The 13,877-nt window shown below is 72.4% G+C and carries 16 protein-coding genes and 1 pseudogene; 10 read left to right on the top strand and 7 right to left on the bottom strand.

Annotated features, from left to right (window positions below; translation table 11 throughout):
• The first annotated feature begins 8 nt into the window (after positions 1–8).
• Positions 9–188: a hypothetical protein gene (locus AC0HI0_RS20520; RefSeq protein ID WP_480933988.1), complete on the top strand. Its 180-nt coding sequence runs from the start codon at positions 9–11 to the stop codon at positions 186–188.
• Between the two features lie 6 nt (positions 189–194).
• Here AC0HI0_RS20520 and cutA read toward each other — a convergent pair whose 3' ends face one another.
• A complete protein-coding gene (gene cutA, locus AC0HI0_RS20515; protein WP_480933987.1) occupies positions 195–518 on the bottom strand; it encodes a divalent-cation tolerance protein CutA in 324 nt (107 codons plus the stop codon).
• A pseudogene (locus AC0HI0_RS20510) lies at positions 515–1,788 on the bottom strand (MFS transporter). Before AC0HI0_RS20510 ends, cutA begins: the two are co-directional and overlap by 4 nt.
• Before the next feature lie 233 nt (positions 1,789–2,021).
• Here AC0HI0_RS20510 and AC0HI0_RS20505 point away from each other — a divergent pair.
• Entirely contained in the window at positions 2,022–2,465 is a 444-nt protein-coding gene (locus AC0HI0_RS20505; RefSeq protein ID WP_480933986.1) for a MarR family winged helix-turn-helix transcriptional regulator, read from the top strand.
• 28 nt (positions 2,466–2,493) lie between these two features.
• Here AC0HI0_RS20505 and AC0HI0_RS20500 read toward each other — a convergent pair whose 3' ends face one another.
• Positions 2,494–3,297: a class I SAM-dependent methyltransferase gene (locus tag AC0HI0_RS20500; RefSeq protein WP_480933985.1), complete on the bottom strand. Its 804-nt coding sequence runs from the start codon at positions 3,295–3,297 to the stop codon at positions 2,494–2,496.
• 129 nt (positions 3,298–3,426) lie between these two features.
• Here AC0HI0_RS20500 and AC0HI0_RS20495 point away from each other — a divergent pair, with 129 nt between their 5' ends.
• From AC0HI0_RS20495 to AC0HI0_RS20480, 4 genes are all read left to right on the top strand, one after another.
• Positions 3,427–4,035 (top strand): TetR/AcrR family transcriptional regulator, encoded by a 609-nt coding sequence (locus AC0HI0_RS20495; RefSeq protein WP_480933984.1) that lies wholly within the window; start codon positions 3,427–3,429, stop codon positions 4,033–4,035.
• 29 nt (positions 4,036–4,064) lie between these two features.
• Positions 4,065–5,624 (top strand): MDR family MFS transporter, encoded by a 1,560-nt coding sequence (locus tag AC0HI0_RS20490; protein WP_480933983.1) that lies wholly within the window; start codon positions 4,065–4,067, stop codon positions 5,622–5,624.
• A gap of 105 nt (positions 5,625–5,729) precedes the next feature.
• Positions 5,730–6,314: a suppressor of fused domain protein gene (locus AC0HI0_RS20485; RefSeq protein WP_480933982.1), complete on the top strand. Its 585-nt coding sequence runs from the start codon at positions 5,730–5,732 to the stop codon at positions 6,312–6,314.
• Between the two features lie 61 nt (positions 6,315–6,375).
• The gene (locus AC0HI0_RS20480) at positions 6,376–6,984 is read left to right on the top strand and encodes a TetR/AcrR family transcriptional regulator (protein WP_480933981.1); all 609 of its coding nucleotides are present in this window, start codon (positions 6,376–6,378) and stop codon (positions 6,982–6,984) included.
• A 252-nt stretch (positions 6,985–7,236) separates the two neighbouring features.
• Here the strand turns inward: AC0HI0_RS20480 and AC0HI0_RS20475 are convergent, their stop codons facing one another.
• Together AC0HI0_RS20475 and AC0HI0_RS20470 are read right to left on the bottom strand one after the other, a co-directional pair.
• The gene (locus tag AC0HI0_RS20475; RefSeq protein ID WP_480933980.1) at positions 7,237–8,511 is read right to left on the bottom strand and encodes a cytochrome P450; all 1,275 of its coding nucleotides are present in this window, start codon (positions 8,509–8,511) and stop codon (positions 7,237–7,239) included.
• Between the two features lie 94 nt (positions 8,512–8,605).
• Entirely contained in the window at positions 8,606–9,157 is a 552-nt protein-coding gene (locus tag AC0HI0_RS20470) for a TetR/AcrR family transcriptional regulator (RefSeq protein WP_480933979.1), read from the bottom strand.
• 99 nt (positions 9,158–9,256) lie between these two features.
• Here AC0HI0_RS20470 and AC0HI0_RS20465 point away from each other — a divergent pair, with 99 nt between their 5' ends.
• Together AC0HI0_RS20465 and AC0HI0_RS20460 are read left to right on the top strand one after the other, a co-directional pair.
• Entirely contained in the window at positions 9,257–9,721 is a 465-nt protein-coding gene (locus AC0HI0_RS20465; RefSeq protein ID WP_480933978.1) for a MarR family winged helix-turn-helix transcriptional regulator, read from the top strand.
• Entirely contained in the window at positions 9,718–11,271 is a 1,554-nt protein-coding gene (locus tag AC0HI0_RS20460) for an MDR family MFS transporter (protein ID WP_480933977.1), read from the top strand. Before AC0HI0_RS20465 ends, AC0HI0_RS20460 begins: the two co-directional genes overlap by 4 nt.
• Positions 11,272–11,343: 72 nt before the next feature.
• Here the strand turns inward: AC0HI0_RS20460 and AC0HI0_RS20455 are convergent, their stop codons facing one another.
• Together AC0HI0_RS20455 and AC0HI0_RS20450 are read right to left on the bottom strand one after the other, a co-directional pair.
• Positions 11,344–11,733 (bottom strand): VOC family protein, encoded by a 390-nt coding sequence (locus tag AC0HI0_RS20455; RefSeq protein ID WP_480933976.1) that lies wholly within the window; start codon positions 11,731–11,733, stop codon positions 11,344–11,346.
• A complete protein-coding gene (locus tag AC0HI0_RS20450) occupies positions 11,730–12,026 on the bottom strand; it encodes an ArsR/SmtB family transcription factor (RefSeq protein WP_480933975.1) in 297 nt (98 codons plus the stop codon). Before AC0HI0_RS20450 ends, AC0HI0_RS20455 begins: the two co-directional genes overlap by 4 nt.
• Positions 12,027–12,104: 78 nt before the next feature.
• Between AC0HI0_RS20450 and AC0HI0_RS20445 the strand changes: the two genes are divergently transcribed.
• Together AC0HI0_RS20445 and chrA are read left to right on the top strand one after the other, a co-directional pair.
• A complete protein-coding gene (locus tag AC0HI0_RS20445) occupies positions 12,105–12,767 on the top strand; it encodes an arsenate reductase/protein-tyrosine-phosphatase family protein (protein WP_480933974.1) in 663 nt (220 codons plus the stop codon).
• The gene (chrA, locus tag AC0HI0_RS20440) at positions 12,764–13,876 is read left to right on the top strand and encodes a chromate efflux transporter (protein ID WP_480933973.1); all 1,113 of its coding nucleotides are present in this window, start codon (positions 12,764–12,766) and stop codon (positions 13,874–13,876) included. Before AC0HI0_RS20445 ends, chrA begins: the two co-directional genes overlap by 4 nt.
• Position 13,877: the final 1 nt, after the last annotated feature.

Raw genomic sequence — 13,877 nt, 5'->3', positions numbered from 1 at the left:
ACGGGCCCGTGCCCGGTGAGCCGCTCCTGGCCGCCAACCCCGTCCTGCACCGCAGCATCGACACCCTGCGCGCCGCAGGGGTGAAGGTGTTGTTCGGCGAAGGTGGCTTCCGGCCCCACCCGCCGAGGACGGGCGGTCGTGTCATGGCCGACTATCCGTGGAACCTCGCGCTCGACGCCGTCGAGTAGGGACCGTCAGGACTCGGGCGTCACGGTCCGGCGCAGCCACGCGAGGTAGTCCGCCGACCCGGCCGCCAGTCGCACGGCGGTGATCTCCGGGTTGTCCCAGGGGTGTTCGGCGCGCAGGTGGGCTTCCAGGGCCGGGTAGCGCTCGGTGGTGGTCTTGAGGGTGACCTGCCACTCCTCGCCCTGGCCCTCCTCGCCCAGGTGCCAGAAGAACGAGGTCACCGGTCCGGACACCTGCGCGCCGGCCGCCAACCGTGCCGTCACCGCCGACCGCGCGAGTCGGGCAGCCGTGTCGGGGTTGTCGGTCGTGGTGGTGACTTGGAGGAAGTTCACGATCCGAGCCTAGGACGCCGGAGCAGTTGGGCCGCGAGGGTCAGCGCCGCGAACACCAGGATGGCCACCACCCCGGGGTACAGCATGGGCAGCCCGGTGCCCGGTGCGATCGCCGCCGTCACGACCGCCAGGCCGAACGCGCCGCCCACCTGCAACGAGCTGTTGAGCAGCCCGGCCGCGACGCCCTGCTCGTCGTCGGCCACACCGCTGGTCCCGGCGACCATCAGGGCCGAGATGCTCAGGGCGAAACCCAGGCCCCACAACACCGACGCGGGCAGCAGGAGCCACAGGTCGGGGGTCGGGCCGATGCCCAGCACCAGCAGGTAGCTCGGCACGAACGCCACCAGGCCCACCACCAGCACCCGGGTCACGCCGAAGCGGTTCATCAGGGAGCCCAGGCGCGGGCCCAGGCCGACGACCACCAGCCCGGCGGGCAGCAGCACCAACGCCATCTGCCACGGCCGCCAGCCGTTGAGGTTCTGCAAGTACAGCGCCAGCAGGAACTGGAAGCCCATCGCGCCCCCGTAGAGCAGGGCGGCGCTGAGGTTGGCGGCCACCAGGCGGCGGTCGCGGAAGAGGGCCGGGCGGATCAGCGGGGTGCGCGCGGTCCGTTCGATCCAGGCGAAAGCGGCCAGCAGCAACGCAGACCCGGCCAGGCCGCCCCACGTCCGCGCGGACGCCCACCCGGCGTCGGCCGCCGACGACACGGTGAACACCAGCAGCAGCATCCCGCCGGCCAACGTCACGGCTCCGCCGACGTCCACCCGCGGCCGCACCGCGCGCGGCGGGTCCGGTGGCAGGTAGCGCAGGGCCGCGACCAGCAGCAGCACGGCGATCGGGATCGGCAGGACGAACGTCGCCCGCCAGTCCAGCGCCGCCAGCAGGCCGCCGACCAGCAGCCCGGACGAGTAGCCCGACGCCTCGAAGACGTTGAAGATGCCGAACGCCCGGTTCCGGTGCGGGCCTTCGGGGAACGTCGTGGTCAGCAGCGACATCGCGGCGGGGCGGTGAACGCGCCCGCCGCGCCCTTCACGAACCGCGACCCGACCAGCAGCGCGGGGTCGTCGGCCAGCGCGCCCAGCAGCGACACCAGCGCGAACACCGCCATGGCGACGACCAGCACCCGCCGCCGCCCGAACAGGTCCGCGCACCGGCCGCCGAGCAGCAGGAACCCGCCGAACGCCAGGACGTAGCCGGCGACCAGCCACTGCGCGCCGGCCGCCGTCATGCCCAGTTCGCGCTGGATCTCCGGGAGGGCCACGGTGATCATCGAGATGTCCAGGCCGTCGAGCAGGATCACCCCGCTGCTGATCATCAGGGCCACCCACAGCCGCGCGGGCCAGCGCGGCGGGGCCGTCACCTCGTGCGGAGTCGACATCCGTCCCCCTCGATAGACTGGTGTCAGGCGCGTTCAACCGGCGTCCGCGATAGTTGCAGACGCGGGTTATTGCACACGCCTGATATTGCCGCACGCAACGAGTCGTGCGCAAGGAGGGTGGTGCCGTGTCCGACATCTCCGACGACGCCGCAGCGGCCCGTGCGCAGGGTTGGCGCACGCTGGCCGCGCTGCACGCGCGCATCGAGGACGCCCTGGAACGCGCCCTGGAACGCGAGCACGACCTGTCGGTGAGCGAGTACACCGTCCTGGACGCGCTGTCGCGCCAACCGGACGGGCTCTACCTGCGGATGAACCAGCTCGCGCGGGCCGTGGTGCTCAGCCAGTCGGCCACCACCCGGCTGGTGACCCGGCTCGAACAGCGCGGGCTGCTCCAGCGCTACCTGTGCCCCGACGACCGGCGCGGCATCTACACCGAACTCACCGACGTGGGCCGGGCCGCGCTGGACCGCGCGCTGCCCACGCACGAGACGGCGCTCGCCGAAGCCCTGGGCCGGGCCCGGGAGGAACCGGAACTCGCGCCGCTGGTCGGCGTGCTGGGCCTGCGCTGACCAGCGTCCCGCCGGCCCGCCGGCCGGGTCAGGACTTGGTCGCCCGCAAGGAGAACGTCATCGGCAGTCGCGGGTGCCCGGGCGGGAAGCGGTAGTCGTCCGGCCCTACCCGGACCACGGCCCCGTTGGCCTGGAACAGGGTCGTCTCGCGCTCGCGCAGGAACTCCACGCGCAGGCCGGCGCGCGCGATCGCGGTGACGATGTCGCCCATGGTGTGCTGCCACTGCACGGAGGTCGTCTTGGTCAGCGCCGGGCCGTCGGTGTAGGTGTGGGGCTCGTCCCAGGTCTCGCCCTCGGGTTGGAAGTAGTCGTGGGCCAAGGTCCGGCCGTCCTCGTCGAGCACCTGCGAGACCGGGTGGAACTCCGCCAGGTACAGGAAACCGCCCTCGGCCAGCAGGGACGCCACCACGCGCGCCCACCGGTCCACGTCGGGCAGCCACACCAGCGCGCCGAATCCCGTGTAGACCACGTCGTACCGCTCGCCGCCCAGCGCCTCGCGGGCGTCGTAGACGTCGGCGACGACGAACCGGGCGGCGTCCAGGCCGATCTCGCCCGCCAGCGCGCGGGCGGTGTCCACGGCGGCGGGGGAGAAGTCCAGGCCGGTGACCGTCGCGCCCAACCTGCCCCACGACAGCGTGTCCTGGCCCAGGTGGCACTGGAGGTGCAGCAGCCGCTTGCCGGTCACGTCGCCGACCTCGTCCGGTTCGAACGGGCGCAGCGTGCTGCGGCCCGCGCGGAAGCCCGGCAGGTCGTAGAACTCGCTGCCGGCGTGCACCGCCACCCGGTCTTCCCAGTTCTCGCGGTTGATCCGCAGCCAGTCCACGTCGGTCACGCGTCCCGACGCTAGTGACCCGCCAGTCGGTCGCGCACCTCAATTCCCCTGTCGAGGGAGAGGCGGATCACTAATAGTGCAGTGCCTGCAAACTTGCAGTCGCTGCACGTTCGCTCGTACGCTGATCGAGTGAACGGTGAGCCTGGTCTTCGTGACCGTAAGAAACGGCAGACGCGGCAGGCGTTGTCGCGCGCGGCCGTGACGCTCGCCTACGAACGCGGCTACGAGCACGTCACCGTCGAGGACATCAGCGCCGCCGCCGGCGTCTCCCCCCGCACCTTCTTCAACTACTTCGCGGGCAAGGAAGACGCCGTGGTGGCACCGGATCCCGACGCCGGGCCCCGGATGAACCGGCGGGTGCTGGCGCAGCCGGCCGAACTCGGCCCGGGCGCCGCGCTGAAGGCCGCGCTGGAGGAGGAGATCGCCGAGGGGCTGGCCGACGACAGCGAAAACTGGTTGCTCCGGATGAGGGTCGTCCAGCAGCATCCGGTGCTGCTCGCCAAGGTCTTCGCCAGCGGCGAGGAAACCGAGCGCAACCTGACCGCCGCCGTCGCCGAGCGGGTCGGGTGCCCGCCGACGGACCTCTACCCGAGGCTGCTGGTCGCCGCCGCCAGTGCGGCGTGCCGCGTCGCGTTCGCCCGGTGGGTCGACCTGGAAGACGGGCGCCCGCTGGAAAAACTGCTCGGCGAAGCGCTGGACCTGCTGTTCGCGGGCCTGGCGACGCCGGCCGGGTCTTGACCGAGAACTTCTGTCCCAAGGGGGGAACGATGTCCGTCGGAACGTCCGACGACAAGGCCGCGCCGAGCGCGGAGACCACGCACAAAGACGTCGTGCAGGCCATGTCCGGCCTGATGCTGGGCATGTTCATGGCGATCCTGGCGTCCACGATCGTCTCGAACGCGCTGCCGCGCATCATCGCCGACCTGAACGGCTCGCAGTCGGTCTACACCTGGGTGGTCACCACCGAGCTGCTGGCGATGACCGCGACCGTGCCGCTGTGGGGCAAGCTCGCCGACCTCTACAGCCGCAAGCTGCTCATCCAGCTCTCGCTGGGCATGTTCGTGGTCGGCTCGCTGATCGCCGGGTTCTCCCCGAACGTCGAGGTGCTCATCGCCAGCCGGATCGTGCAGGGCCTGGGCGCGGGCGGCATGACGGCGCTGGCGACCATCGTGATGGCGGCCATGATCCCGCCGCGCGACATGGGCAAGTACGCGGGCCTGTTCGGCGCGGTGTTCGGCGTCGGCACGGTGGCCGGGCCGCTGATCGGCGGCGTCATCGTGGACACCTCGTGGCTGGGCTGGCGCTGGTGCTTCTTCATCGGCGTGCCGTTCACGCTGGCCGCGATCGCCCTGCTCCAGCGCACGCTGAAGCTGCCGGTGGTGCGCAACGAGGTCAAGATCGACTACCTGGGCGCGGTGCTGATCGTGTCCGGGGTGTCGACCCTGCTGGTGTGGACGACCCTGGCGGGCAACCAGTTCGAGTGGGTGTCCGGCTGGAGCGCGCTGATGGTGGTCGGCGGCCTGGTGCTGCTGGCGCTGGCGGTCTTCGTGGAGTCGCGGGCGGCGGACCCGATCGTGCCGCTGTCGATCTTCGCCAACCGCACCGTCGCGCTCACCACCCTGGCCAGCGCGCTGGTCGGCGTGGCGATGTTCGGCGGCACGGTGTTCCTGTCGCAGTACTTCCAGATCGGGTTGGGCAAGACCCCCACCCAGGCCGGCCTGATGAGCCTGCCGCTGATCTTCGGCCTGCTGGTGTCCTCCACCGTCGCGGGCCAGCTGATCACCAAGTGGGGGCGCTGGAAGGTGTTCCTGGTCGCGGGCGGCGTGGTGATGGTCGGCGGCATGGGCCTGCTGGCCACCATCAGCGCGGAGACCAGCGTGTTCGTGGTGTCGGTGCACATGGCCGTGCTGGGCGTCGGCGTCGGCATGCTGATGCAGAACCTGGTGCTGGTGGCGCAGAACGACGTGCCGGCCAAGGACCTGGGCGCGACCACGTCCACCCTGACGTTCTTCCGCTCGCTGGGCGGCGCGATCGGCGTCAGCGTGCTGGGCGCGGTGCTGGCCAACCGGGTGACCGCGAAGTCCGCCGAGGCGTTCGGCCCGCTGCCCGGCGGCGGCTCGGGTTCGGTGCCGAACCTGGCCGAGCTGCCCGCCGAGGTGCAGGCGATCGTCAAGGGCATCTACGCGGACGCCACGGCGGAGCTGTTCCTGATCGGCGCGCCGATCGCGGTGCTGGCGCTGCTCGCCGTGCTGTTCATCAAGGAGAAGCCGCTCAAGACGCTCAGCGGTGACGAGCGGCTGGCCGCGGAGGCCGCCGCCGGGCACTGAGCCCGCCACCGGGATCACCGCCGGGATCACCGTCGGATCCCAAATCTCTGACAAGGCCGCCGGAAAACCGGCGGCCTTGTCGCACGTTCGGGTGATGATTGCGCGGTGAACGACATTCCACCCGGCTGGGCCGCGATCGACGCCGCCCTGGCCCCGCTGTACCCCGGTGTCGAGCCCCGGCACGTCGCCTACCTCCCGCCGCCGGCGTTCACCGAGGTCCCGGGCTTGCAGGGCTGCTCGGCCTACCCGGCGGACGGGCACTGGCACTACGTCACCTACGGCCTGTCCGAACTCGGCGAACTCGGGCCGGACGCCGACCGCGAGTGGTCCGGGTGGGGTTTCGAGCTGACCTTCCGGCTCGCCCGCGGCACCGAGGAGGCCGCCCCGGGGTGGCCGTTCGAGCTGCTCCAGGGCCTGGCCCGGTACGTGTCGGGGGAGCGCGCGGTGCTGGAGGCCGGGCAGCACGTCGACCTGCGCCGGCCGATCACCGACGGCACCGCGCTGACCGGGTTCGCCCTCGTCCAGGACCCCGAGCTGGGCCGGATCGCCACGGTGAACGGCAAGGTCGAGTTCCTCCAGCTGGTCGGCGTCACCCCGGCGGAACTCGCGCTGGTCGCCCGCACGGGGGTCGACGCCGTGCTGACCGACCGGCCCGCGCTGCTGGTCACGGACCTGGCGTGGCGGGGTTGACGGCAACTCGCCCCGGACGGGTGGCGCGCCGGGGGGCGTGGGGTTGTCTAAATTGTCCCCTGTGACTCGACCTGCCGGACTGCGGGAGCGCAAGAAGCTGGCCACCCGCATCGCGTTGGCCGACGCCGCGCTGCGCCTGTGCGCCGAACGCGGCGTCGACGGGGTGACGGTCGAGCAGGTCGCGCACGACGCCGGGGTGTCGTTGCGGACGTTCTTCAACTACTTCTCGTCCAAGGAGGAGGCGGTCGTCGCCGGGGACGTGGCGACGGCCGAGGCGTTCGTCCACGCCTTCGCCCGCCGCCCGGCCGGGGAACCGGTGCTCGACGCGCTGCGGCAGGCGCTGGTGGAGATCGTGCCCCCGCGCTTCGACCGCGTGAAGCTGGAGCAGATGCGGGTGCTGCGGCGCACGCCGTCGCTGCTGCCGCACCTGATGTCGGCGTTCCACGCGCAGGAGAAGGCCCTGGCCGACGCCGTGGCGGCCAAGGTGGGCGCGGACCCGCGCGCCGACCTCTACCCGGCGATGTTCGCGGCGACGGTCATGGCCACCCTCCGCGTCGTGGTCACCTGGTGGCTCGACACCGACGACCGCCGCCCGCCGTTCGACCTGATCGGCACCATGGTCGACCGCCTGGACGCCGGTTTCGCCGCAGGCCCGGCCCAGCGGCCCTAGTCCGTTTTTCACAGGTGAGGTGACCGGCGGTGGGTCGGTGGCCGGTACGTGGCGCCGCCCACCGCAAGGCCACAGGCCCCCACGGCGGACCGCCACCCACGACAGACCTCCCGCTACGACACACCCGCCGTCCGCCACCAGGCCACCATCTACGTCGCCGCCGGCAACGCCCGGCTACCCCACATCTGAAACACGTCCCAGTCCGCACACCGCAGCCGGCGGTCCCGGCCCGGGACCGCCGGCTGCGTGCGGTCAGGCGGCGGACGGGTCCCAGGAGACGGGGAGGCTGTGCACGCCGTACACGAGCATGTCGCTGCGCAGCGGCACCTCGGTGGCGGGCAGGTCCAGGCGCAGGCCGGGCAGCCGGCGGATGAGTTCGGTGAACGCCACGGCCATCTCCACGCGGGCCAGCTGCTGGCCCAGGCACTGGTGGATGCCGTGCCCGAACGCCAGGTGCGACACCCGGGGCCGGGCGACGTCCAGGGTGTCCGGGGCCTGGTAGGTGCGCGGGTCGCGGTTCACCACGGGCAGCGAGACGATCACCGTGGAGTCGGCCGGGATGGTCACGCCGCCCACCTCCACCTCCTCCAGGGTGAGCCGGATCGGGCCCAGGTGCACGATCGACAGGTACCGCAGCAGCTCCTCGACCGCGCCCGGCGCCAGCGCCGGGTCGGCGCGCAGCTTGGCCAGCTCGCCGGGGTTCTCCAGCAGCGCGAACGTGCCCAGCCCGATCATGTTGGCGGTCGTCTCGTGGCCCGCGATGAGCAGCAGGTTGGAGATGCCGACCAGTTCGTCGTCGGTCAGCGCCGCCTCGGCCTCGATCAGGCCGGACAGCAGGTCGTCGGCGGGCTCGGTGCGCTTGCGCCGGACCAGCGCGCGCATGAACGCCCGCTGCTCGTCGGCCGCCCGCACCACGTCGTCGACCTCGGCGTCCAGCCGCAGCAGCGTCGCGGTGCGCTCCTGGAACTCGGCGCGGTCCTCGTACCGCACGCCGAGCAGTTCGCAGATCACCAGGGAGGGCACCGGCAGCGCGAACGCGGGCACCAGGTCGGCGGACTGCCCGGCGGCGATCATGGCGTCCAGGTGGCTGGTCACGATCTCGTGGATGCGCGGTTCGAGCTGCCGCATCCGGCGCACGGTGAACTGGCCGGTCAGCAGCCGGCGGTAGCGGGTGTGGTCGGGCGGGTCCATGGTGATGAAGCTGCCCGCGCGGGCGGCCGGGTCGGTCAGCCGCTTGCGCAGCTCCGCCGGGATCTTCTCCAGCATCCGGGTGCTGCGGAACCGGTCGGAGCTCAGCCGGGGGTCGGCGAGCGCGGCGCGGGCCTCCTCGTGGCCGGTGATCAGCCACGCCCGGTCGCCGTCGTTCATCGTCACCTCGTGCACCGGGCCCTCCCGGCCGAGGTCGCGCTGGTGCGCGGCCGGGTGGAACGGCCGGTCCGGCGCGCGCTCGGTGTACTCGGCCGGCAGCCGCAGGGCCAGCCGGTCCTGGCTGGGCCGGCGATCCGGGGAAACGGTGGGACTGGTCATCCGCGAGTCCTGTTCCCGACCCGGTGCGTAACCGGGCCGCTGCTCAGGGTGGTGGTAACTCACGGTACCAAAATGTGCACGTCGTGCATCTTTTTTACGCCAGCGCTTCGGCGACCCACTCGGCCAGGCTGCGGTCGGGGTGCTCCAGCCAGTGCTGGGTGGCCGCGCGCAGGGTCGCCAGGAACGTCGCGGCGAGCACCCGCGCGCGCAGTTCGTCCAGCCCGCGCGCGCCGACCTCGGCGGCCAGGTCGCGTTCGACCACGGCGTAGGCGGCCACCTGGTGGGCGACCAGGCTCGGGTGCCCGCGCAGCAGTCGGCGCTGCGCCACCCACGTCGGGTCCGGCCGGTCGCTCCCGGCCAGCAGCAGCCGGGCGGCCTCGGCCAGCGCGGCGCGCGGCGGTTCGGCCGCCGGGCGGGCGCGGAGCAGGGCGAGCAGTCGGCGCAACCGCAGCAGGTCGCCGTGGAAGATCGCCTCCTCCTTGCTCGCGAAGTAGTTCGAGAACGTGCGGCGGGAGACGTCGGCGGCGTCCGCGATGGACTCGACGGTGACCCGGTCCGGGCCGTGCTCCAGCGCCAGCCGCACCGCGGCCTCGTGCAGGGCCTGGCGGGTGGCCGACTTCTTGCGCTCGCGGAGTCCGGGGTCCATCGAGATCCAGGTTACATCTTTGCCCACTGGGCAAACTTGCGCATCGAGCAAGTTTGTTAGATGCTTGTAGTAAGCAAGCATTCCGGGGAAGGGGTCAGCGTGGACACCAGCCCGCACCACGGCGAACTCGTAGAGCGGCTGCGCGACCTGATGAAGGTCGTGCGGATGGTGCGCCAGCAGCGCACCGACCGCTACCCGCCCGTGCCGACCGGCCTGGTCGGCACGCTGACCCTGATCGACCGGTCGAACGGGTGCCACGCCAAGGAACTGGCGTCGCGCACCGGCCTCGACCCGTCCACGGTCAGCCGGGCGGTGGCCGCGCTCGTCGCGCACGGCCTCGTGCAGCGGCGCGCCGACCCGGCCGACGGACGGGCCAGCGTGCTGGTCGTCACCGACGCCGGGCACGCCGCCCTCGCCGAGGCCCGGGGCTGGTACGCCGACCTGCTGAACCGGGCGCTCGCGGACTGGTCGCCGGACGAGGTCGAGGCCCTGATCTCCGCCCTGCACCGGCTCAACACCGACGTCGAAGGAGCCCTGGGCTCCACCTTGGAGGCAGCTCGATGAGTGCCCCGCCTGCCGAAGGCACCGCACCGATGAGCCACCGGCAGATCCTCGAAGCGCTCAGCGGGCTCCTGCTGGTGCTGTTCGTGGCCATGCTCAGCAGCACGGTCGTGTCCACCGCGCTGCCGCAGATCATCGGCTCGCTCAACGGGTCGCAGACCCAGTACACCTGGGTCGTCACCGCGACCCTGCTCACCGCCACGGCCACCACACCCATCTGGGGCAAGCTGGCGGACCTGTTCGACAAGAAGACCATGGTCCAGGTCGCCATCGTGATCTTCGCGGCCGGTTCGATCATCAGCGGATTCGCCCAGAACGCCGAGCAGCTCATCGCCGCCCGCGCGTTCCAGGGCATCGGCGTCGGCGGCCTCCAGGCGCTGGTGCAGGTCGTGATCGCGGCGATGATCCCGCCGCGCGAACGCGGCCGGTACAACGGCTACCTCGGCGCGGTGATGGCGGTCGCCACGGTCGGCGGCCCGCTGCTCGGCGGCCTGATCGTGGACACCTCGTGGCTGGGCTGGCGGTGGTGCTTCTTCATCGGTGTGCCGGTCGCCCTGCTGGCGCTGTTCGTGCTGCAGGCGACGCTGCGGGTGCCGTCCGTGCGGCGGTCCGGCGTGAAGATCGACTACCTGGGCGCGACGCTGATCGCGGCGGGCGTGTCGGTGCTGCTCATCTGGATCTCGTTCGTGGACGACTCGTTCGCCTGGGTGTCGTGGCAGAGCGGCGCGATGGTGGGCGGCTCGCTGGTGCTGCTGGCGCTGGCCGTGTTCGTCGAGTCGCGGGCGGCGGAACCGGTGGTGCCGCTGGAGATCGTGAAGCGGCGCACCACCGCGCTGTCGATCCTGGCGAGCGTCGCGGTCGGCATGGCCATGTTCGGCGGTGCGGTGTTCCTCGGCCAGTACTTCCAGATCGGGCGCGGCTACTCGCCCACCGAGGCGGGCCTGCTCACCATCCCGATGATGGCCGGCGTGCTGGGCGCGTCGGTGATCAGCGGCCGGCTGATCACCCGGACCGGCAAGGTCAAGCCCTACATCGTGGCGGGCGCGACCACCCTGGTGGTGGGCTTCGCGGCGCTGGGCATGATCGACCACGAGACGTCGCTGGTGCTGGTCGGCGCGGCGATGCTGCTGGTCGGCGTCGGGGTCGGCATGAGCATGCAGAACCTCGTGCTGGCGGTGCAGAACACGGTGCCGCTGCGCGACATCGGCTCGGCCAGCGCGACCGTCGCGTTCTTCCGCTCGCTGGGCGGCACGATCGGCGTGTCGGTGCTCGGCGCGGTGCTCGCCCGGGACGTCTCGGAGCGCATCACCAGCGGCCTGACCGCCGCCGGCATCCCGGCGACCGGCGGGGGCGGCGGCAGCCTGAACCTCAACGCGCTGCCGGAGGGCGTGCAGCACATCGTGCGGGCCGCGTACGGCGACTCGACCGGGCACATCTTCCTGATCTCGGCGTGCATCGCGGTGGTCGGCGTGGTCGCGGCGCTGCTGCTCAAGCCGGTGACCCTGCGCTCCAGCCTCGACCTGGCCGAGCCGAAGGTGGAGGCCAAAGTCTAGCGGTCCGGGGTGCGCACGAGGGCGTCGGGCGGGGTGACCCGCCCGACGCCCTCGCGGCGTCCGGCCGCGCGCCTACTTGATGGTGGCGAGCTGGATCAGGTTGCCGCAGGTGTCGTCCAGCACGGCGGTGATCGCCGGCCCGAAATCGGTCGCCTCCTGGGTGAACACCACGCCCAGCGCCTTGAGCCGCTCGACCTCCGCGTGCACGTCGTCCACGGCGAACTGGGTGAACGGGATGCCGTCCTCGACCAGCGCCTTCTTGAACGTGCGCGACGCCGGGTGGGCGTCCGGCTCCAGCAGCAGTTCGACGCCGTCGGGCGCGGCGGGGGAGACCACGGTGAGCCAGCGGTACTCGCCGGCCGACACGTCGGTCTTCTTGGTGAAGCCGAGCTTCTCGGTGTAGAAGGCCAGCGCCCTGGCCTGGTCGTCCACGTACACGCTGGTGACGTTGATGCGGATCACGGGTCGGGGTCCTCTCGGTCGATGGGCCACCGCTCGACGATCGCGCGCAGCGGGCTCGTGTCGAGGTGGTGGAACTTGTACCGGCCCTGGCGCCGGGTGCGCACCAGCCCGGCCTGTTCGAGCACCGCGAGGTGCTGCGAGACGGCCTGGCGCGACGAGGTGAGGCCGTGCTTCATGGTCAGCCGGCCGCAGATCTCGAACAGCGTCTGGCCGTCCCTCTCGGTCAGCTCGTCCAGGATGGTGCGTCGCGTCGCGTCACCGATGGCCTTGAACAGGTCGGGGTCCGCGTCCACGACCCCGTTATAGGCAAGTCGTCACTTGCCTGTCAACTCCGTTGACCCGGTGGTGGTCCGTCGGCCAGGATCACCTCAATGGAAATTGAGGCAGATCTGGCGCACCGGGCCGCGCTGCACCACGCGCTGTCCGAACCGGCGCGGCTGGGGATCGTCGACCTGCTCGCGGTCGGCGACCGGTCGCCGGGTGAGCTGGCCGTGCGGTTCGACCTCACCTCCAACCTCCTCGCCCACCACCTCAAAGTGTTGCGCGAAGCCGGCCTGGTCGCCCGTTCGACGTCCCACGCCGACCGCCGCCGCGCCTACCTGCGCCTGCTGCCCGACGCGCTTGCGGGCCTGAGCCCCGCCCCCAGGGTCACCGCGCCGCGCGTGGTGTTCGTCTGCACCCGCAACGCGGCTCGCTCCCCGCTGGCCGCCGCCGTCTGGAGCGCGCGCAGCCGCGTGCCGGTCACGTCCGCCGGCACCCACCCCGGACCTCGGCTCAACCCCCGCGCGCTCGCCGCCGCCCACCGGCACGGCCTCCGCCTGGAACGTGACCACACCGCACACATAAGGGACGTCGTGACGCCTGAAGACCTCGTGGTGGCCGTGTGCGACAACGCCTACGAAGAACTGGGACCCGCCGAACGCCGGGTGCACTGGTCGGTGCCGGACCCGGGCAAGGCCGGTGACGACGTGTTCGAGGACGTCCTGGCGCAGCTCGTGGAGCGCGTCACCCGGCTCGCGGCGATCACGTCGTGAACCGGGTCGGCCTGGCGACCATCGCCCGCGAGTGGGGGAGGATCGGCTGCCTCGGGTTCGGCGGGCCGCCCGCGCACATCTCGCTGCTGCGCGAGCTGTGCGTGACCCGGCGGAAGTGGCTGCGCGACGACGAGTTCGAGGACGGCATCGCGGTGTGCAACCTGCTGCCCGGCCCGGCCTCGACGCAGTTGGCGATCCTGTGCGCGTGGCGGCTGCGCGGCACGGCGGGCGCGCTGGTCGGCGGGTTCTGCTTCATCGTGCCGGGGCTGCTGCTGATCCTGGCGCTGAGCGCGCTGTTCCTGGCCGACGACCCGCCGGCGTGGGTGCACGGCGCGGCGGCCGGCGCGGGGGCGGCGGTGCCCGCCGTGGCGCTGCACGCCGCGTGGGGGCTGGTCCCCGGGAGCCGGCGGCGGGTCGCGGGCCGGGCCCGGGTGCGCTGGTGCGGGTACCTGGCGGCGGGCGCGGTGGCGGCGGCGGTGACCGGGCCGTGGCTGGTGCTCGTGCTGGTGGTCGCCGGGGTGGTCGAGGTGTCGGTGGCGGCCCCGTCCGGGCGGCGGGCGTCGTGGCCGGTGGTGCTGGCGCTCCCGGCGGCCGGCGGCGGGCTGGGCGCGGTGGCGTGGGTGGCGGCCAAGGTCGGCGCGCTGTCCTACGGCGGCGGGTTCGTGATCATCCCGATGATGCGCGAGGACGCCGTGCACACCTACGGGTGGATGACCGACGCCCAGTTCCTCAACGCCGTGGCGCTCGGCCAGATCACGCCCGGACCGGTGGTGCAGACCGTTGCCGTCGTCGGGTTCGCCGCAGCGGGGCTGGGCGGCGGCCTGCTCGCGGCGGTGGTGGCGTTCGCGCCGTCGTTCGCGTTCGTGGTCTTCGGCGGTCCGCGCCTGGAGCGCCTGCGCGACAACGTGACCGCGCAGGCGTTCCTGACCGGCGCGGGTGCGGCGGCGGTCGGCGCGATCGCCGGGTCGGCGGTCCCGCTGGCGTGGTCGCTGCACCAGCCGTGGCAGTTCGTGCTGCTGGGTGCGGCGGTCCTGTGGTTGACGCGGCGCGGTGTGGTGTCGGCGCTGTTGCTCTCCGGCGCGGTCGGGGTGCTGGTCGCCGTCCTGTGAA

The sequence above is a fragment of the Saccharothrix sp. NBAS 001 genome, from assembly GCF_056640475.1.
This window is presented reverse-complemented; position numbering and strand designations above follow the sequence as displayed.

Excerpts from the sequence above, each read along its gene's own strand:
- AC0HI0_RS20475 (WP_480933980.1), bottom strand. The coding sequence starts at position 8,511 with ATGACCAGTCCCACCGTTTCCCCGGATCGCCGGCCCAGCCAGGACCGG.
- AC0HI0_RS20490 (WP_480933983.1), top strand. The coding sequence starts at position 4,065 with ATGTCCGTCGGAACGTCCGACGACAAGGCCGCGCCGAGCGCGGAGACC.
- AC0HI0_RS20460 (WP_480933977.1), top strand. The coding sequence starts at position 9,718 with ATGAGTGCCCCGCCTGCCGAAGGCACCGCACCGATGAGCCACCGGCAG.
- AC0HI0_RS20470 (WP_480933979.1), bottom strand. The coding sequence starts at position 9,157 with ATGGACCCCGGACTCCGCGAGCGCAAGAAGTCGGCCACCCGCCAGGCC.
- AC0HI0_RS20445 (WP_480933974.1), top strand. The coding sequence starts at position 12,105 with ATGGAAATTGAGGCAGATCTGGCGCACCGGGCCGCGCTGCACCACGCG.